Source organism: Capnocytophaga sp. oral taxon 902 (assembly GCF_013394735.1).
In the GTDB taxonomy this organism is placed as follows: Bacteria; Bacteroidota; Bacteroidia; order Flavobacteriales; family Flavobacteriaceae; genus Capnocytophaga; species Capnocytophaga ochracea.
This window is the reverse complement of record NZ_CP058261.1, coordinates 646129-664240: the sequence shown is the minus strand read 5'-3', so window position 1 is coordinate 664240 and position 18112 is coordinate 646129. Positions and strand designations below refer to the sequence as shown.

Sequence of the window (18112 nt, the reverse complement as noted above, 5' to 3'; positions counted from 1 at the left end):
TTATTAAAAATATTGAAATGCAACAAATATATAATTATTTTTTCAAAATCCTCACTGAATTGATACCAAAAGTGTGCCAAGATTTGTTATTTTTGGGTAAAGGTATTTTTAGATAAGAGGTAGCTTATACAAAACCTATGTTAATTGATATTGGTGATTTTATATTTGATGCCAAAAGAAGAAAAGCGTACTACTTTGTTATAAAAAGTTTGTCAGTTTAAAAAAAAGTATTACCTTTGCCCGCAGAAATCCTCAGAGAGACTATTTGAGGATTTTTTATTTTTATATAAACATAACAACATTAAAAGGATATTATGAAGAAAGTATCATATTACACTGCTGAAGGGCTGAAAAAGCTTCGTGATGAGCTCAATCAGCTGAAAGATGTGGAGCGCCCTCGTGCTTCTCAAGCTATTGCTGAGGCACGTGACAAAGGAGACCTTTCAGAAAACGCTGAGTACGACGCTGCTAAAGAAGCACAAGGTTTATTGGAAATGAAGATTGCCAAACTCGAAGAATTGGTAGCTAATGCTCGCATTATTGATGAATCACAACTTGATGTGAGCAAAGTGCTTGTGCTCTCTACCGTAAAGTTGAAAAATCTGGCTAACAAGATGGAGATTACTTATACCCTTGTAGCAGAAAGTGAAGCCGACCTAAAAACAGGGAAAATATCGGTAAGTTCGCCTATTGGCAAGGGACTCTTGGGCAAATCAGTAGGTGAAATAGCTGAGATTAAGGTACCTAATGGCACTCTTAAATTGGAGATTTTAGAAATCTCAAGATAGATAAGAGGTAAGAACATATGACTAAATATAGTTTTTTATTACTAAAATATGATTTTACCCCAATCAGAGGATAAACTTGCAACAAAGCAAGATTTAGCGCAGGCTAAATTAGATATCATAAAATGGGTGGTGGGATTATTTATTACTCTTGCCCTTATGATTATTGGTTTATACTTAAAGATTGGCTAAGTCCTAAAACCTGAACTAACAAATAAAAAAAATGAGTATTTTTACAAAAATTATCAATGGGGAAATTCCTTGCTACAAAGTAGCAGAAGACGATGAGTTTATCGCTTTTTTCGATATTAACCCTAATGCCAAAGGGCATACCCTTTGTGTGCCTAAACAAGAAATCAGCTATATTTTTGATATGGATGACGACCATTACTTGCGCTTGATGGCTTTCTCAAAACGTGTAGCCAAAGCTCTTGAAAAGGTAGTACCTTGCGAGCGTATAGGCGTAGCAGTTGTAGGTCTTGAAGTGCCTCACGTACACGTACACCTCATTCCTATCAGCGAGATGAAGGAAATGACCTTCCAACACAAAGTAAAACTTACTGATGAAGAGTTTAAAGTGCTTGCGCAGAAAGTAAGAGAAGCGTTTTAGCCTTAAAGAAGACGATACAAAAAAGGCTATCAACAATTACAATAAGTTGTTGATAGCCTTTTTTGTTGTAACACGACAAGCAATTAAGACAATAATCCGTCTAATGCATCGGTGTAAGTCTTTTTAGGAGCTACTCCCACTTGGCGACCTACTACCTCTCCATTTTGGAATACCAATACGGTAGGGATATTGCGAATGCCATATTTAGCAGCAAATTCTTGGTTGTTATCCACATCTACTTTGCCTACTACTACTCTACCTTCGTATTCTTTAGATATTTCTTCTACAACGGGAGCAAGCATACGGCAAGGTCCACACCACACTGCCCAAAAGTCTACTAATACAGGCTGGGTACTTTTAAGCACCAAGTCTTCAAAATTTCCATCTGTTATTTCTAATGCCATACTAATATGTTTTTATATTGTAATTAAATTTGAGGCAAAGATACAAACTTTATTAAAAATACAAAACCTCACGGTAATAGTTTTTTGTTATACTACTATAACGTTTGTTATCTGCGCACTGATTGTAGGAACTCTGATAGTTTCTTTTTACCAGATGGGAAAGTGAATTTAGCTTGCAACTGGTAATAGTTTTGAGGGTCGACTACATTAGGATAGGCTTCTTGTGCGATGATGAATTTATTATCGTCAAAAGAAAGTTCTTCCATCAGTTCACCTATTTGCTCAGTGGTAAACGATACGATATTCTTTTGGGCACGGAAAAAAGCCAGCTTATCTTTATCGAAAGTTTCGTCCTTGTACATCTTAAAGAAGTTATTAAAATCACCTTGACGCATCATAGGAGCACCTCCATAGCCTCCACCGTATGAGCGATTCCACACATCATTCCATTGACGACCGTGATAGGAGGGCTGATTGTTGTTCAAGCTAATTTCGTCTAACAAATAGAGTCCTTCGCGTGAAAAGAAGTCCATTATCATACGGGTGTTGTTACGGGGATTGATAGTTACTCGATAAATGAGTGTACGTCCTTGCCAGATGCTGAGTGGTTGAGGGGCAGCTGTTACGTCAAAGAAGCGGTACATACCGGTAGTACTGGTGATTTCTTGGTCGCCTATACTCACTGTAAAGCGGTCGCGTTCAGGAATACGGATAAAGACTTCGGCATAACCGCCGTTATAGTCGTATTCCCAATCGATATTTACTGAGATACCACCACGCCCAATGACAGCACGCGCTTGTTTGTTTGGGTGGTATTCGTTTTGCAACAAACGACCTGCTGAGCCTACTTCTTGTGCCCAGCTTACTGAGGTTAAAACCCCTAAGCAAAGTAATAATAACTTTTTCATAAGTGTATAGTATTTTATGAACTATGTGTAGCGAATTTCGTGCCAAAGACGTTTTTTAGGTAAAAGGTAAGAGGTAAAAGGTAAAAGGTAAAAGGTAAAAGGTAAAAGGTAAAAAAGTGTCTAATTTGTAATTGCTAAAATAAAAATGTTAAGTAAAATTTAACGATAATTTAACAGAAGATGAGATGTAAATTCGTACTTTTGCGCTGTTTAATTAATAAAACAATATAGCAAATGAAAAAACTTTTTAAAATGGCTTTAGTAGCCGTAGCAATTTTTGTAACATCGTGTGGAAAATCGGACGATAAAACAAATAATCAAACAAACAATAGCTTAGTAGGAAGTTGGATTATTGAAAGTGAAACAGAAAATGGTGTTGAGAAAGTTCTTGATGAATGTGAGAAGAAAAATACTTACACTTTCACTGCTGACAACAAATATTCTTTAGTTTCTTATGACATCAATCCTACAAACAATCAATGTAAAGAAAGTCAGGAGGAGGGTACTTACACTATTACTGGAAAACAGATTGTTTTAACAGAAAAAGGAGATAGAATAGGAGAAGCTGATGAAGCTACTTTTTCTATAACCAACAACAAACTTACTCTTACTTTTGAAGATTTCAACAAAAGTAGTAGTGTTACAGAAACTACTGTTTATATCTATAAAAGAAAGTAAATTTTCTTTATAAACTAAAAAAGCGCAATACCTCAAGGGGTGTTGCGCTTTTTAATTGGTAATAATGTAAGGGCTAATTGCCATTAGCCCCTACACGTACTGAAAAGAACTTATTATTAGGGTAATTAGCTTTGCCGAAGGTCGTAGCACGACCGGCGAGTTGTAGCACAACAGGCGAATCGTAGCACGATAGGCAAGTTGTAGCACAACAAGCAATTTAAAACTTTGGTAAAGTTTGCTACGAACTTCCTTCCTTGAGAAAATGCAAAAATCACAGATTTACTTTTTTGGATAATATTAAATTATTAACTTTGCCACAAAATTAGGGACAGAATGAATTTATTAATTTATATTATTGCTTATCCTATTGTTTGGGGGATTTCGCGATTGCCTTTTTGGCTTCTTTACAGAGTATCGGATTTCTTTTATTTTATACTTTATACTCTATTGAAATACAGGGTGAAAGTGGTACGCAAGAACCTCCATACGGCTTTTCCTTTTAAAACAGAAGTGGAACTTAGAACGATAGAACGCAAATTTTACCATCACTTTTGTGATACTTTATTAGAAATGGTGAAATCATACGGAATGAGTGAAAAAGAGATGAAGAAGCGTATGGTGTATCCTAATCTTGAAGTACTCAAAAAGTATGAAGAAGAGGAGCGTAATATCCTCATTATGTGCAGTCATTATGCGAGTTATGAGTGGTTGTTGTCTTTGGCTTATTTTCTTGAACACAAGTCGTATGCGCTTTATACTCCGCTGAGCAATAAGTATTTTGACAGATTGTTACAAAAAATACGAATGAAACACCACAGTTACCTTTTGCCTCGCTATACGGCGCATAGAGAAATGAAAAAACACAAAGATGCGCACGGGGTGTATTGCTATGGTTTTGCTTCTGACCAAATTCCTAATAATAAGAAGAACTATCGGCGTCCGTTTTTAGGGCTTAATGTGCCTGTATTTACAGGGGCGGAACGCTTGGGAAAGGCACTCAATACGGTGATTGTATTTGCTAAAATAGAGAAAGTAAAGCGCGGTTATTACCAAACGACCTTTGAAGTATTGGCGGAAAACCCTACTGAATACGTGGATTTTCAGATTACAGATATGTTTTTTGAACGTATCAATAGGCAGATTTACGACAAACCAGAGTTTTACCTGTGGGCGCATAATAGGTTTAAGAGAATGCAATAAGAGTTGGAAAATGAGAAAATGAGGTGCGAGCTTGAGTTAGAGGAATGAGGCTGTGCCTCAGAAATTAAACAAAAATTAAACAAAATCAAGGCTACGCCTTGTGAAATGAGGAGAGAGGTTGGTCGGAGTTTTTGGAGAATCTTAGAGAGTTTCTGAACTATCGGAAGATATCGAAGAAATTCGGAAGAAGGAAGAGAGGGATTTTGGTGAAAAAAGGCTGTAAGAAGGGTGGGGTTAGCTTATAGAGAGCTTATAGGAAGCTTATACGAATCTTGGACGATTGGTATAGGAAGGGTGTATAAGTTGTTGATTCATACTATAATACAACAGCATAAAAAATGTTAAAAACGGGGTTTCGAGGCGAAAGAAAGAGGAAGAGGTAATAGGCCTTAGGCCATAGGCACTAGGGAAAAGTATGAAAGAGAGGGGGAGTGTGGTGACGGGAAAAGTGAAGGTAAAGAGCGGATGTATGACGATTATCATAACTCATTATAGACCATATGTTATTAATTTTTAATCCTTGATTCATATTATAAAATAACATCTAATTGAATGAAAATTATAATTATTAAGATGAAAAAGATATTATACTTTGTGTTTTTGTGTTTGATGATGGCTTGTAATAAGCAGGCAAACACTTCAAAAGAAGAAACTAAACAGGATACTACTTCGGCAGTGCCCGAAACCTCTTACACTGAGTATGTAAACCCACTGATGGGTACGGACTCGAAGTTTAGTTTATCGAATGGGAATACTTATCCTGCTATTGCGGTGCCTTGGGGTATGCACTTCTGGACACCCCAAACGGGCAAAATGGGCGACGGCTGGGCATATCAATATCACGCTGATAAGCTCGTAGGCTTTAAGCAAACCCACCAACCGAGTCCGTGGATTAATGACTATGGGGCTTTTGCACTGATGCCGGTAGTGGGTGACTTGAAAATTAAAGAGGAAGAACGCGCTTCGTGGTTCTCTCATAAGGCAGAAACGGCTCAGCCTCACTACTACAAAGTGTATTTAGCCGATTATGATACATCGGTGGAGATTACGCCTACTAGTAGAGCAGCGCAGTTCCGCATTACCTTCCCTGAGAGCGATAAGGCTTATTTGGTTTTAGATGCTTATTTTAAAGGCTCGATGGTGCAAGTGTTGCCCAAAGAACGCAAAATTATAGGCTATGCCCGCAACAACAGTGGGGGAGTACCTAAGAATTTTCACAATTACTTTGTGCTTACTTTCGACAAGGATTTTGAGAGTGTGCAGACGTGGAGCGACGGCTTTAAGCTGACAAAAAATGCTGAAAGCAAGGGCGAACACACAGGGGCAGTGATAGGTTTCCGCACGAAAAAAGGTGAACAGGTAACCGTAAGAGTAGCTTCGTCGTTTATTTCGCCTGAGCAAGCCCTATTGAACTTGCAAACGGAACTGGGTAATGACACTTTTGAACAGACGAAACAAAAAGCACTTACCCTTTGGGAGAGTGAACTAGGAAAAATACAAGTGGAAGATGAGAATATAGACCATTTGCGCACTTTCTACTCCTGTTTGTACCGCACACTGCTCTTCCCACGCACTTTCTATGAATACAACAAAGAAGGTGAAATGGTGCATTACAGTCCGTATAACGGCAAGGTGGAAAAGGGGTATATGTTTACTGACAACGGTTTTTGGGACACTTTCCGAGCAGTATTTCCGCTTTTCAACCTGTTGTATCCTGAGATGAATCAACAGATGATGAAGGGATTGGTGAACGCTTATAAAGAATCGGGCTGGTTACCCGAATGGGCAAGTCCGGGTCATAGGGATTGTATGATAGGGTCGAACTCGGCTTCTATCATTGCTGATGCTTACCTGAAAGGGAATATAGACGAGGCTGATGCTGAAATTCTTTTAGAAGCGATGCTGAAGAACGCTACCCAAAACGATGGTAGACCAGTGAAATCGGTAGGGCGTGAGGGGGTGAATTACTACAATAGTTTGGGTTATGTACCTTATGATGTGAAGATTAACGAGAATGTAGCTCGCACATTGGAGTATGCTTACGCCGATTATTGCATTGCTCGTATGGCAGAAAAGATGGGTAAGGCGGAGGTTGCTAAACAGTATTACGAACAATCGAAACGCTACAAGAATGTGTTTGACCCCGAAACTAAGTGGATGCGAGGCAAGAATAAGGACGGTAAGTTCCAGTCGCCATTTAATCCGCTGAAATGGGGCGATGCGTTTACCGAAGGGAACAGTTTGCACTACACGTGGTCGGTATTTCAGGATATTGAAGGACTTATACAGCTAATGGGAGGCAAAGAGGCTTTTGAAAAGAAGATAGATGAAGTGTTTGAGATGCCACCGCTGTTTGACGATTCGTACTACGGTTTTACCATACACGAAATACGCGAGATGCAACTCATAAATATGGGGAACTACGCGCACGGCAATCAGCCCATACAGCACCTTATCTACCTATACAACTACGCTGGTAAACCCCAGAAAGCACAAGCTAAACTACGGGAAGTGATGGAAAAACTCTATACCCCTACGCCCGACGGTTATTGCGGAGATGAGGATAACGGACAGACCTCGGCTTGGTATGTATTTTCAGCCTTAGGCTTTTACCCTGTTACCCCTGCCAGTGATAACTACATACTCGGTAACCCACTGTTTAAAACGGTGAGCTTACAACTGCCTGAGGGCAAGAAGTTTTTAATAAAGAGTGTGGCTCGCAATTCGGATAACAACTTAGTAGAGTACGTACAATTGAACGGCAAGAAAATAGAAGGTTTTGAAGTGCCGTTTGGCACATTTAGAGAGAATGGAACTTTGACGTTTTTCAGGTAATGAGTAAATGTGTTAATCTCGTATGCAAAGCTGATGTCGCAAAATATTTATTAAAATATTTGCGCACAAGTATATAAATATATACCTTTGCAATATTAAGCACCAATGAACTATATTATGAAATCAAGTGAATTGCACCGACTTATTACTGAAAATGATTGGATATTGATAAGAGTTTCTGGCAGTCATTATATCTATCAAAAAGGTGATAAAACCTATCCTGTCCCTTACCACGGTAGTAAAGAAGTGGGCAAAGGACTAGAGAAAAAAGTAAAAAAAGAAATGAGGCTATCCTAAAAATATTATACAATATGAAAAACATTACTATTATTATAGAGCGCAGTAACGATTTTTATTGGGCTTACGCTGAAAACATAGAGGGCTTAAGTGCAGGAGGTGAAACCGTACAAGAAGTCAAGGAAGGTGTTTTGGAAGCGATTGCTTTACAAAAAGAGCTCGGTAATTTTCCTTATACTGATTATCAGCTTACTTATAAATACGACACTGAAAGTTTGTTGCAATACTTTAAAGGAGTAATAAGTAATCCTGCCTTTGAACGCATTACAGGTATCAATCAGAAACTGATACATCAGTACGCCGTAGGACTCAAAAAACCTCGTAGTGCCCAACGTCAAAAAATACAAGAGGGCTTACATAAATTAGGGGAAGAATTGCTTAGTGTACAATTATAATTAGCAAATTTGGTACGCTCTTTGATTTACAGACAGTAGTTTCATCAAAACCATTGTTTAGTAATGAGAATCAAGCATTTTTTATCAGCAACAGCTTTACTACTTCCCTTACTGCTAACCGCACAGAAATCGGTAGTGCCAGAGGTGAAGGTAGTGAATGAGCGCAATGCCAACCCGATGGTATTGCAAGACCTTTCAGTAGATATATTAGTAGTAGGACAAACGGCTGTTACTACTATGCAAATGACCTTCTACAACCCCAACACCCGCGTAATGGAAGGCGAGTTTCGGTTTCCGCTTGCCGACGGACAGCAGGTGTCGCGCTTTGCCTTAGATATCAATGGCAAACTGCGTGAAGGTGTGGTAGTAGACAAAGCCTTAGGACGCAAAGCCTTTGAGGATATTGTGCGCAGGGGTGTAGACCCAGGCTTATTAGAAAAAACTGAGGGCAACAACTTTAAAGCGCGTGTATACCCTATGCCTGCCAAAGGTACTCGCCGTGTACTCATCGCCTTTGAACAAGAGCTACACGAACGAGGCGGACAAGATTACTACTTCTTGCCTATCACGGCTAACGTAACCCTTAAAAACTTCAAGGTGCGTACTGAGGTAGTATCACGCTTTGTAAAGACAGATATTCAGAACAGTCTGCAATTAGACTTCAAACAAGCGCGCAATAGCTATATCAGTGAGGTAAGCAAGCAAAACTTCACGCTCAACCAGAACATTGCACTTACTTTCCCGAAAATTGAGAAACCACAAACCATTAGCGCTACCCAAGGCAGTAAAAGCTATTTTTATGGCAATATAGCTTTGAGCGATACCAAAGCTAAAAGTAGCCCTACTCCTAAGGAAATAGGACTCTTATGGGACGCATCGCACTCAGCAATCCAACGCGATAGAGCAAAAGAGTTTGCTTTTTTAGATGCTTATTTTAAGGAACTCAAAGACACTAAGGTAGTGCTTAGTACTTTTAATATTCGTTCTGCTAAACCGCTTACTTTTGAGGTGAAAAACGGCAATTGGCAAGCACTGAAATCGCATTTAGAAAGTTTGCAATACGATGGTGCTACCGATGGTAATGCTATTGATTTCAACCTCAAAACAGATGAAATATTACTTTTTAGCGACGGTATTTTTAACTTTGGCAGTAAAGAATTTTCTGTAAACGAAGTGGTAAAACAAGCTAAAACCCCTATAACGGTAGTCAATGCTTCGGCAGTTGCTAATACTCCAAAAATGCAATACCTCGCCAATGCTACGGGTGGTAGCTTTATAGATTTGACCACCCTCACTACCGAGCAAGCAATAAAAGTAGCACGCACTGTACCTTTCCAACTGCTAGATATAGAAGTGAAAAATGGTAAAGTAACCAAAATCTTCCCACAGAAAGGAGCTACTATTAGCAAAGGTAATTTCGCCCTTGCAGGTGAATTGCAAAGTGAGGAAGCAACCTTAGTACTTAGTTTTGGTTATCCTAAAAAGGTAATGGTACAAAAAGAACTAAAATTTGTAGCAAACCCCGATGCTTCTGAAAGTGAGTTCAATCTTTTGCGCCGTATATGGGCAGAGAAGCAAATTGCACAACTGCAACGAGAAGGTGTTGAACAAAAACAAATAGATGCGGTAGGGCGTGAGTACGGCATTGTAACCGAAGGCAATTCGCTGATAGTATTAGAAACCGTAGAAGATTATGTACGTTACCGCATTACGCCACCTACCGAATTACAGCAGGAATACTCCAAACGTTTAGCAAATGAGCAAAAGCAAAAAGAGGATACTGCTAAGCGTATTTTGGATAGAATTGTAGAGCAATCGGAAAAGCAAAGTAAATGGTGGCATACCGAATATCCTGTGAAAGGCACTGAACCTAAGAAAAATGTTAATAATTCTAATGATACTCCTGTAAGAATAAGAGGGGTGGCTTCTGGGGTAGCACAAGAAGTTAGAAGTGAGGAGGTTGCTGCTATAGAAGCTGACGAAAGTGCAGAATTAAATGAAGTAGTTGTAGTAGGTTATTCTCCACAAAGAAAAGCAGCTATGACGGGAGCTATAAATAGTAGAGTTGCTGATTCTCCTAGTGGTAACACTACTGCTAAAAAAGATGTTTCTTTATCACGCAAACCAGCAACTCCTGTTCCTGTACCTGCCTCAAAAATAGAGCTCAACGCCTATAACCCCGATACCCCTTATTTAAAGGTAATGGAGTACACTGAGGAAGCAAAAGCGGTAGAAACCTATTACAAACTCAAAAAAGAATACGGTAACACACCTTCCTTTTATGTAGATGTAGCCGACTATTTCTTTAAGAAAGGTAATCGTGAGCAAGCTATCTTAGTAATCTCTAACTTGGCCGAGTTAGGCTTAGACGACCCTCAGTTGTTGCGTATGTTAGGCTACAAGCTCAGCAACTACAATGCTAAGAAAGAAGCGGTATGGGTATTCCGTAAGGTGGTAACTCTGCGTGAAGAAGAACCACAGTCTTTTCGTGATTTGGGCTTAGCTCTTGCCGACGATGGTGCCTATAACGAAGCCGTGAAAAACCTTTATAAAGTAGTTACAAGCGAGTGGAGCAGTCGTTTTGGCGATGTACAAATCGTAACAATGAACGATATCAATAGCCTTGTCGCACGCCACAAGGGTATAGACGTGAGTTATATCGACAAACGTTTGCTCAAAAAAGAATCCGTAGATGTGCGAGTAGTGCTCAGTTGGGATACTGATAGCTGCGATATGGACTTGTGGGTAACCGACCCCAAAGACGAGAAGTGTTACTACCAAAACACTCTTACTTACCTTGGAGGTAAAATCTCGCGTGATGTTACTCAAGGCTACGGACCTGAAGAATTTATGCTCAAGAAAGCCGAAAAAGGCAAGTACAAAGTGCAAGTGGATTACTTTGGCACTCGCTCACAAAAGCAACTGATGCCTGTGAACTTGCGTATTACTTTCTATACTCACTATGGTACGCCTCAGCAAAAACAGCAAGAAAACACTGTACGACTCAGTAATGCCAAGGAGGTGATTGAAGTAGGGAGTTTTGAATTTTAATAATTAATGCTTAATAATTAAAGATAAAAGGCTGTTCAGCATTTGCTGAACAGCCTTTTCCATTATGAAGTTGTAAAATTAAATTAATAATTAAAGGTCTACGGGGTAAGATTGGTGACCGAAACGAAGCCCAAAGAAGAAGTTAAACTCTTTAGCTGAACGGGTAAGCACATTGCCTAAAATAGTGCTTGACCCTAATACTAATGGGCCTAAGCGCAAAGCAATCCCCACATTAGCTTTTGATACTTGGTTGTATGAAATAGGCAAATAAGCCCCAAAACTATTAGTATCGTAGTGAGGAGTGAGTGAAAGTTCATTGGCATAAGTAGCGTTGTAAAGCTCTTTGTCCTTTGTTGAAGCTATATTCACTTGTCCTGATAAGTTCAAGTAGAACGCATCAACTACGCGATAATCGGCGCTGAGGTTAAAAGTAGAAGGTAGTGATGACCTCAATTTAGAGCCTGTAGCCTTTGTTCCATCAAAGTGATTCTTTAAATTTTCTTCTGATAGGTCATCTATACTTAAAGTCGTGCTTTGTGTTGCAGGCATTTTGTAGCGGTAAGAGTTCTTATTGGCAGTGTATTGTAAACGCCCGAGATCCATTAGCGAAATCCCTACACGTAAATCGTGAGGATTGTTGTGACAACGAGGGCAACCGTCCTTGCGAAACTCATACGTAGCTCCCAAATCGAAAGCCAAAGTAGTAGCTTCTGAACTAAAATACAACTTATTTACCTTTACATTGTCGAAATCAACTAAGTCTATCCCACCGTTAAGCACTTCCAAAGTACCATTAGCCGATTGGATATTCAAGTTTACTTTGTTATTCTGATTGTCAGGCGTTAGTGTAGCCGAACCTTCAAAGTCTTTAAAACCTACGTAAACATTACCAGAGCCTTGTACCAATTTAGCACTTGCTCCTACTTTCACCGTGTTAGTACCGTCAAAATATACTTCACCTGACCACGAGAAACCTACTTCCGAAAAAGCATTTGCTACAATCTCTTGGTCGTTAATGTTCAGTTGGTAAGCGTTCTTGAGCTCTAAGTTGTCCAAATCACTAACAAATGATTGTAACATTTTCGCATCTACGTTGCGTACATTGCCTAGAACGCGCACACGAGAGAAAATCCCTACTGTATGTTGGTCGTTTATCTTCACAAAAGCCGAAGGTCCTAACACATCAATGTTTATCTTCGCATTGATATTGTTATAACCAAAAATAGCATTCTGAGTATCAACGCGTGTGTACTCGTTAAAGCTATCAGTGATATTAGGCGTGAGTTTAATAGCGTTGTTGCCAAAACCAAAGTTCACTGTAGCAATATTAGCGTCCCACGAACGCTTACTGCTAATCATATTCGCAGGATTAGAAGTTACAGGAAAAATACCCGAATAATTGCTCTCTCGAAGCCCTGCATACGATTGCTGAGCTTCCACTGCCATTGTTGTTAGAAACAATGCTGATAAAATTACTTTTTTCATTCTATAAAAAACACTTGTTTAAATTGCGCGGCAAAAGTACAATATTTTATCAAATAACAAATAAAGAAGGTCAAAATTATTTGTAGAATTAATTTATAATCGTTATCTTTGCGCTTTCTATCCTGCCATTTACCGCTGAGCTACCTCTTGAAAAACCATATACAATCTTGTCTGCTTTGCATAGTTCACTACCTGAGTTTCGTTTTAGTTTCGTTTCACCTATGCTTTTAGTAGAGCATACATTCGTCTTTTCTATACCAATCTTCCAAGATTCGTATAAGCTTCCTATAAGCTTCCTATATCTAAGCACTGATTATCAAAGATATTAGTTACTTAAACACAACCTATTAACGGAAGTTAACGAAAGTTATAATATATAAATCGTAATCTTTATTTTGTAGAAGATTTTAAAAATGTTATTTCTTATGAAAAAGATAATTCTCGTAGGATTGAGCCTTCTTGCGCTCTCCTGTCGCACCACACAAAAAGTAGCGCAATCTTCCTCTTCTGAAGAAGAAATACTTAAAAATATTACGCATAATCTTATTATTAGCTATCAAAATCAAAAAACATTGATTCATTTGAAAAAAGAAGTGCAAAAATATGGTGCAGAGATGCTTTATGAATACAGAGTTATCAAAGGAATAGCTATCAAAGTACCCCAAGATAAAGATATTCGTCAGGCAAAAGCCTATTTTTCTAATCTTAAAGGTGTAACAAATGTGGAATACGACCAGATAAACCATATTGACCATTAATCACTAACCATTAACCATTGAAGCCTAACTTTAACAAAAGATTAACGCCTCACGGCACTTGTCTATAAAAAATTTTAGTGTACTTTTGCACTGTAAAAGCAGACCTCGCAACGCCACAAAAACAAGGAAGTGTTTTTTTGCAAACGCTTCCTTTTTAGTGTATTATTTTTAATAAAATTATCTCTCAAACCTATCCGAATTATCCAACCTGTTTGATAACTAAAACCTCTAACATCTAAAATAACAAACATTATGAATAAAATCTTTTTAGTAGCAACCGCTATTGCAATGGTAGCTTGTAATAATGGAAACCAACAACAACAGCGACCACAAGGCGCTGTGCCTTACCCTGTAATTGTCGTAGGCGAACAAAATACTGTGTCTAACCTTTCTTACCCTGTGAATATCGAAGGCGTAGTGAACAGCGCCGTACAAGCCAAAATATCAGGCTATATTACCAAAGTATTGGTAGACGAAGGTCAGGTGGTTACCCAAGGGCAACCGCTCTTCAAGTTAGAAACTCAAACCCTTAACCAGTCAGCTGCTTCAGCTAAAGCAGCCGTAGAGGTCGCTAAGGTAGAGGTAGATAAACTCGTGCCTTTGGTACAGAAAAACATTGTGAGTCCTATCCAGCTCGCCACAGCCAAAGCCAACTTACAACGCGCCCAAGCTACTTATAACGAGGTAGCTAGCAACATTGGTTTTGCCGTAGTAAAAGCACCTGTAAACGGCGTGGTAGGTGCAATTAACTACCGCGAAGGTGCTTTGGTAACTGCCAATAACACTGTGCTCACTACCGTATCCGACGTGAAAGAGGTGTATGCCTATTTTTCAATGAACGAAAAAGAATACCTCGACTTCTTAGACAATACCCAAGGCAAAACCACTGCCGAGAAACTCAAAAACTTACCTGAGGCTTCTTTGGTGTTAGCTAACGGACAAGAATATGCCGAGAAAGGCAAAATACAAGCCGTAACCGGACAAATAGACCCTACTACTGGTAGCATACAATTTCGCGCTACCTTCCCTAACCCTAACAAGTTGCTTACCAATGGCAACAGTGGGACTATCAAGATACCACAACATTTTAGTAACTCACTTGTAATCCCCGAAGTTGCTACCTTTGAGCAACAAGGAAAAGTATTTGTGTACAAAGTAGAGAACGACACCCTCAAACAAGCTATCATCACCCTTAAAAGCCGTGCCGATAACTATGCTGTGGTAGAAAGCGGACTTAAAAAAGGTGATGTCATTCTCGCGCAAGGACTTAACAAAGTGCGTACGGGTACTGTTATCAAACCTCAACCTATCTCAATGGATAGCCTTGTCAAGAAAATACAACCGATATTTTAGTGAAGACTGAAAAGTCGCCTTTGCATCGTAAACCTTGCTAAAGTCTTATTGCTTTTCGTGTTACGACCTTTGGCAAGGTCTACGTTAAATATTAATTGTCAATTGAACATTACTGTATGAACAGAATCATTTATAAATCACTGGCTATAGCAACCATAGCCTTTACCCTTACCGCTTGTGCAGGACGCAAAGCCTATGAGCGTCCACAAGCCATAGACGAAAAACTCTTCCGTACTGAAAGCCCCGCTACCGATGCCCAAAGCGATGCTACCCTTTCGTGGCGCAATATCTTCATCGACCCGCTCTTGCAACAACACATCAGCAAGGCACTTTCCAATAACCTCGATGTGCGTGTAGCGATGCAAAATGTGGTTTCAGCACAAGCCTACCTCAAACAAAGTAAGGCATCTTTTATTCCTACCCTCTCGGTAGGAGCTAACTATACTCGTAGCACCTCATCATTGAATACCGGAGGTGGAGCTCCCGACCGTACTTACAACAATCTATTCGATATCACGGGTAGTGCTTCGTGGGAAGCCGACATATGGGGCAAGCTATCCGCTCAAAAACGTGCTTCTTATGCCTCTTATTTAGCAACTTTGGAAGCCCAAAAAGCAGTACAGTCCGAAGTGGTAGCTACCTTAGCAACGGCTTATTACCAACTACTGATGCTCGACGAACAGAAAAAAGTACTCGAACAAACTATTGAGTTTCGTACCAAAAGTTTAGAAACTACCAAACAACTCAAAAAAGCAGGTTCTACTACCGAAGTAGCAACCAAACAAATCGAAGCACTCGTGTACAACGCACAGGCGCAACTTATTACTATCAACAATAGCGTTTGGGCATTGGAGAACACCATCTGTGTACTCTTGGGTGAAGAGCCTCATACGATAGAGCGAAGCACGCTTGCTGAACAACAATTCCCCACACAGTTTCGTCAAGGGTATGCGGTAAGTCTGCTCGAGAATCGTCCTGATGTGGCACGTGCCGAACTGAACTTGCGCAACGCCTTTGAACTTACGAATGTAGCGCGTTCCAATTTCTATCCTACGCTTACTCTTTCCGCTCGTGGAGGTATCAGTAGTACCGAACTCGATACTTGGTTTTCTGCCAAATCAATGTTTGCTAATTTTATAGCAGGATTGGCGCAACCTATCCTCAATCGCCGACAAATACGCACCCAATACGAAGTGCAGAAAGCTGCTCAAGAAACCGCTTTACTGAATTTCAAAAAAGCAATTCTTTCAGCGGGCAAAGAAGTATCCGATGCAATGCGTCAATTTAGTTCGCAAGACGAGTTCATTCAGCTTAAAACCCAAGAAATGAAAGCTTATCAAGAAGCCACCGACTATTCCAAACAACTGTTCGATAGCGGTATGGTGAATTATTTAGAGGTCATCACTGCCGAAGTAAACCGTCTCAACGCCGAGCTTAGTGTAGCCAACGCACAGTTTACCCGTATGCAGTATGGCATTACCTTGTATAAAGCACTCGGTGGCGGTTGGAAGTAGGAAAGAGCATAGGTTTTGCACACTTTGTTAAAGTTAAAAAAGTGATTTATAAATTGTCATTGCTTTAAAAATCTGAACTGTCAGAGAGCTCAGAAAACCCTTGCTATCTCATTTCTTATAGCTTGTGCCTAATATAACTATAACTTAGTTATACAATGAACATAGAAATTATCAAAAACAGAAAAGGAGCTCAAAAGGCTGTTGATATCCCTTCCGAAGTGCTTTCACTATTAAATGCAGGGAGTATAGAAACGGTAAACCTTACCGAATGGTTAGCTGTAGACCATTCACAGCTTGTAAAGTCTGTTTTTCCTACTTTGCGGATTGATAAAAATGTCATTGAAGAGTTGGTTTGCCAAATCAATCAGCAAAAGAAACCCTCTACGATGAATACTATTAAGCTCATAGGAGCATTGCTATACAAAAAATATGCAAATACTAACTTATATGAACCTTTGTTTGAGCAACTCAGCACTCATTTATCCGACTCTGTGCGCTGTTATGCTTGCTATTTGGTAGCCTTGCATACCGATACACCTCTTAAAGATAAGTTACACAAATTAAAACCCTTGGTAGCTGATAGTCATTTTGGCGTTCGTGAAGTTATTTGGATGGCATTACGTCCCGAAATGAGCGAACATTTAGACTTCTCAATCGCTTTTCTTTCCCATTGGGCAGAGAGTGAGAATGAAAATATACGTAGATTTAGTACAGAAGCCTTGCGCCCGCGCGGTGTTTGGTGTGCTCATATAGAGGCTTTGAAAGAAAAGCCAGAACTATATTTGCCTATATTAGATAAATTAAAGTCTGATAAGGCAAAGTACGTGCAAGATAGTGTAGGAAATTGGCTGAACGATGCCAGCAAAACCCGCCCTGATTTCGTAACAGCACTTTGTGAGCGTTGGGAAAGTGAAAGTCCTAACAAAGAAACCAAGTATATTGTAAAAAAGGCACTGAGAAACATCGCCTAATAAGATTAGAAAATGAAAACACTCATTATAGTAACACACCCTCATATAGAGGAGTTGTTACCCTCTCGCTGACGCGAGCTTGCAGCTCGTGCCTCCCTCGTCCGACTCGTCCAATAACAGCAATTATTATCATAAATGAAAAGATTATTTTTAACCTCATCATTCAGTTCAGTAGCCAAATTGTTTGAAGATTTTGCAGGTGAACCGGTAAATGGAAAGAAAATCGTATTTATTCCAACAGCAAGTTTGGTAGAAAAAGCGCGTTTTTATGTCGATGATGATAGAAAAGCCTTTGAAAAATTAGGGATTATCATAGAAGAATTAGAAGTTTCTACCGCTACTACCGAAGAAATAGCCACAGCATTAGAACGAAATGATTATATTTTTATCTCTGGAGGGAATACGTTCTACCTAATGCAGGAACTAAAAAAGAAAGGAGCTGACAAGCTACTTATAGAACAAATTAATAATGGAAAGTTGTACATAGGTACTTCAGCAGGTTCTATTATTGCCTCTCCTACTATTGAATTTGTTAGCGATATGGACGAGACCAAAAAAGTTCCTGAACTCACTGATTATTCAGGCTTACATTTGGTAGATTTTTATTTTTTACCTCATTATTTAAACTTTCCATATAAGAAAGTTACTCAAAAAATAGTAAGTGACTATTCACAGAAAATAGATCTGCGACCTATTTCCAACAATCAAGTAATTACCGTTTTAGGTAATGAAATAAAAACACTTGAAAAACCTAAAAAAGGAACTAAGAAATAGAAAGTTTTGTTGTGTTAGTTTCTCTATATTCCCCTTTGGAGTTTATTAGAGGAAGGTTTTTTTTTATATATTGCTTTACACTTTACTAAAATGA

The 18112-nt window shown here is 39.2% G+C and carries 17 protein-coding genes; 14 read left to right on the top strand and 3 right to left on the bottom strand.

Annotated features, from left to right (window positions below; all coding sequences use genetic code 11):
* Window positions 1-314 precede the first annotated feature (314 nt).
* The 3 genes from greA to HW278_RS02810 are packed head-to-tail and all read left to right on the top strand — an operon-like array spanning window position 315 to window position 1395.
* Window positions 315-788: a transcription elongation factor GreA gene (gene greA, locus HW278_RS02820; RefSeq protein WP_178976866.1), complete on the top strand. Its 474-nt coding sequence runs from the start codon at window positions 315-317 to the stop codon at window positions 786-788.
* 48 nt (window positions 789-836) lie between these two features.
* Window positions 837-977: a hypothetical protein gene (locus HW278_RS02815; protein WP_009410099.1), complete on the top strand. Its 141-nt coding sequence runs from the start codon at window positions 837-839 to the stop codon at window positions 975-977.
* A 31-nt stretch (window positions 978-1008) separates the two neighbouring features.
* A complete protein-coding gene (locus tag HW278_RS02810; RefSeq protein WP_178976865.1) occupies window positions 1009-1395 on the top strand; it encodes an HIT family protein in 387 nt (128 codons plus the stop codon).
* Between the two features lie 83 nt (window positions 1396-1478).
* Here the strand turns inward: HW278_RS02810 and trxA are convergent, their stop codons facing one another.
* Both trxA and HW278_RS02800 read right to left on the bottom strand, forming a co-directional pair.
* Window positions 1479-1799, bottom strand: a complete 321-nt coding sequence (gene trxA / locus HW278_RS02805; RefSeq protein ID WP_002673363.1) for a thioredoxin — start codon at window positions 1797-1799, stop codon at window positions 1479-1481.
* Between the two features lie 107 nt (window positions 1800-1906).
* On the bottom strand, window positions 1907-2707 hold the full coding sequence (locus HW278_RS02800) for a DUF4476 domain-containing protein (protein ID WP_009410101.1): 801 nt from the start codon (window positions 2705-2707) through the stop codon (window positions 1907-1909).
* Window positions 2708-2941: 234 nt separating this feature from the next.
* On the opposite strand from HW278_RS02800, the gene HW278_RS02795 reads away from it, so the two are divergent.
* The 6 genes from HW278_RS02795 to HW278_RS02770 all read left to right on the top strand — a co-directional run bounded on the left by HW278_RS02795 (window position 2942) and on the right by HW278_RS02770 (window position 11163).
* A complete protein-coding gene (locus tag HW278_RS02795) occupies window positions 2942-3385 on the top strand; it encodes a lipocalin family protein (protein ID WP_009413403.1) in 444 nt (147 codons plus the stop codon).
* A gap of 333 nt (window positions 3386-3718) precedes the next feature.
* Window positions 3719-4585 carry a lysophospholipid acyltransferase family protein gene (locus tag HW278_RS02790; protein ID WP_178976864.1) on the top strand — a complete coding sequence of 289 codons (867 nt, stop codon included), beginning with the start codon at window positions 3719-3721 and terminating at the stop codon, window positions 4583-4585.
* A 552-nt stretch (window positions 4586-5137) separates the two neighbouring features.
* On the top strand, window positions 5138-7420 hold the full coding sequence (locus HW278_RS02785; protein ID WP_178976863.1) for a GH92 family glycosyl hydrolase: 2283 nt from the start codon (window positions 5138-5140) through the stop codon (window positions 7418-7420).
* A gap of 117 nt (window positions 7421-7537) precedes the next feature.
* Window positions 7538-7717, top strand: coding sequence for a type II toxin-antitoxin system HicA family toxin (locus HW278_RS02780; RefSeq protein ID WP_009410104.1), 180 nt, complete (start codon window positions 7538-7540; stop codon window positions 7715-7717).
* 14 nt (window positions 7718-7731) lie between these two features.
* Entirely contained in the window at window positions 7732-8112 is a 381-nt protein-coding gene (locus HW278_RS02775; protein WP_012797046.1) for a type II toxin-antitoxin system HicB family antitoxin, read from the top strand.
* A gap of 63 nt (window positions 8113-8175) precedes the next feature.
* On the top strand, window positions 8176-11163 hold the full coding sequence (locus tag HW278_RS02770; RefSeq protein WP_178976862.1) for a VIT domain-containing protein: 2988 nt from the start codon (window positions 8176-8178) through the stop codon (window positions 11161-11163).
* A 90-nt stretch (window positions 11164-11253) separates the two neighbouring features.
* Here HW278_RS02770 and HW278_RS02765 read toward each other — a convergent pair whose 3' ends face one another.
* On the bottom strand, window positions 11254-12648 hold the full coding sequence (locus HW278_RS02765; RefSeq protein WP_178976861.1) for a DUF5723 family protein: 1395 nt from the start codon (window positions 12646-12648) through the stop codon (window positions 11254-11256).
* 425 nt (window positions 12649-13073) lie between these two features.
* Here HW278_RS02765 and HW278_RS02760 point away from each other — a divergent pair, with 425 nt between their 5' ends.
* The 5 genes from HW278_RS02760 to HW278_RS02740 all read left to right on the top strand — a co-directional run bounded on the left by HW278_RS02760 (window position 13074) and on the right by HW278_RS02740 (window position 18018).
* Window positions 13074-13406, top strand: coding sequence for a hypothetical protein (locus HW278_RS02760; RefSeq protein WP_178976860.1), 333 nt, complete (start codon window positions 13074-13076; stop codon window positions 13404-13406).
* 252 nt (window positions 13407-13658) lie between these two features.
* Window positions 13659-14759, top strand: a complete 1101-nt coding sequence (locus tag HW278_RS02755; protein ID WP_178976859.1) for an efflux RND transporter periplasmic adaptor subunit — start codon at window positions 13659-13661, stop codon at window positions 14757-14759.
* A 116-nt stretch (window positions 14760-14875) separates the two neighbouring features.
* A complete protein-coding gene (locus tag HW278_RS02750; RefSeq protein WP_178976858.1) occupies window positions 14876-16273 on the top strand; it encodes an efflux transporter outer membrane subunit in 1398 nt (465 codons plus the stop codon).
* 155 nt (window positions 16274-16428) lie between these two features.
* Window positions 16429-17244, top strand: coding sequence for a DNA alkylation repair protein (locus HW278_RS02745; protein WP_178976857.1), 816 nt, complete (start codon window positions 16429-16431; stop codon window positions 17242-17244).
* A 135-nt stretch (window positions 17245-17379) separates the two neighbouring features.
* The gene (locus tag HW278_RS02740; RefSeq protein ID WP_178976856.1) at window positions 17380-18018 is read left to right on the top strand and encodes a Type 1 glutamine amidotransferase-like domain-containing protein; all 639 of its coding nucleotides are present in this window, start codon (window positions 17380-17382) and stop codon (window positions 18016-18018) included.
* The last annotated feature ends 94 nt before the right edge of the window (window positions 18019-18112 follow it).

What these genes read in the sequence shown, in the direction of transcription:
- greA (WP_178976866.1), top strand. Translation starts at nt 315, where the DNA reads ATGAAGAAAGTATCATATTACACTGCTGAAGGGCTGAAAAAGCTTCGT.
- HW278_RS02815 (WP_009410099.1), top strand. Translation starts at nt 837, where the DNA reads ATGATTTTACCCCAATCAGAGGATAAACTTGCAACAAAGCAAGATTTA.
- HW278_RS02810 (WP_178976865.1), top strand. Translation starts at nt 1,009, where the DNA reads ATGAGTATTTTTACAAAAATTATCAATGGGGAAATTCCTTGCTACAAA.
- trxA (WP_002673363.1), bottom strand. Translation starts at nt 1,799, where the DNA reads ATGGCATTAGAAATAACAGATGGAAATTTTGAAGACTTGGTGCTTAAA.
- HW278_RS02800 (WP_009410101.1), bottom strand. Translation starts at nt 2,707, where the DNA reads ATGAAAAAGTTATTATTACTTTGCTTAGGGGTTTTAACCTCAGTAAGC.
- HW278_RS02795 (WP_009413403.1), top strand. Translation starts at nt 2,942, where the DNA reads ATGAAAAAACTTTTTAAAATGGCTTTAGTAGCCGTAGCAATTTTTGTA.
- HW278_RS02790 (WP_178976864.1), top strand. Translation starts at nt 3,719, where the DNA reads ATGAATTTATTAATTTATATTATTGCTTATCCTATTGTTTGGGGGATT.
- HW278_RS02785 (WP_178976863.1), top strand. Translation starts at nt 5,138, where the DNA reads ATGAAAATTATAATTATTAAGATGAAAAAGATATTATACTTTGTGTTT.
- HW278_RS02780 (WP_009410104.1), top strand. Translation starts at nt 7,538, where the DNA reads ATGAAATCAAGTGAATTGCACCGACTTATTACTGAAAATGATTGGATA.
- HW278_RS02775 (WP_012797046.1), top strand. Translation starts at nt 7,732, where the DNA reads ATGAAAAACATTACTATTATTATAGAGCGCAGTAACGATTTTTATTGG.
- HW278_RS02770 (WP_178976862.1), top strand. Translation starts at nt 8,176, where the DNA reads ATGAGAATCAAGCATTTTTTATCAGCAACAGCTTTACTACTTCCCTTA.
- HW278_RS02765 (WP_178976861.1), bottom strand. Translation starts at nt 12,648, where the DNA reads ATGAAAAAAGTAATTTTATCAGCATTGTTTCTAACAACAATGGCAGTG.
- HW278_RS02760 (WP_178976860.1), top strand. Translation starts at nt 13,074, where the DNA reads ATGAAAAAGATAATTCTCGTAGGATTGAGCCTTCTTGCGCTCTCCTGT.
- HW278_RS02755 (WP_178976859.1), top strand. Translation starts at nt 13,659, where the DNA reads ATGAATAAAATCTTTTTAGTAGCAACCGCTATTGCAATGGTAGCTTGT.
- HW278_RS02750 (WP_178976858.1), top strand. Translation starts at nt 14,876, where the DNA reads ATGAACAGAATCATTTATAAATCACTGGCTATAGCAACCATAGCCTTT.
- HW278_RS02745 (WP_178976857.1), top strand. Translation starts at nt 16,429, where the DNA reads ATGAACATAGAAATTATCAAAAACAGAAAAGGAGCTCAAAAGGCTGTT.
- HW278_RS02740 (WP_178976856.1), top strand. Translation starts at nt 17,380, where the DNA reads ATGAAAAGATTATTTTTAACCTCATCATTCAGTTCAGTAGCCAAATTG.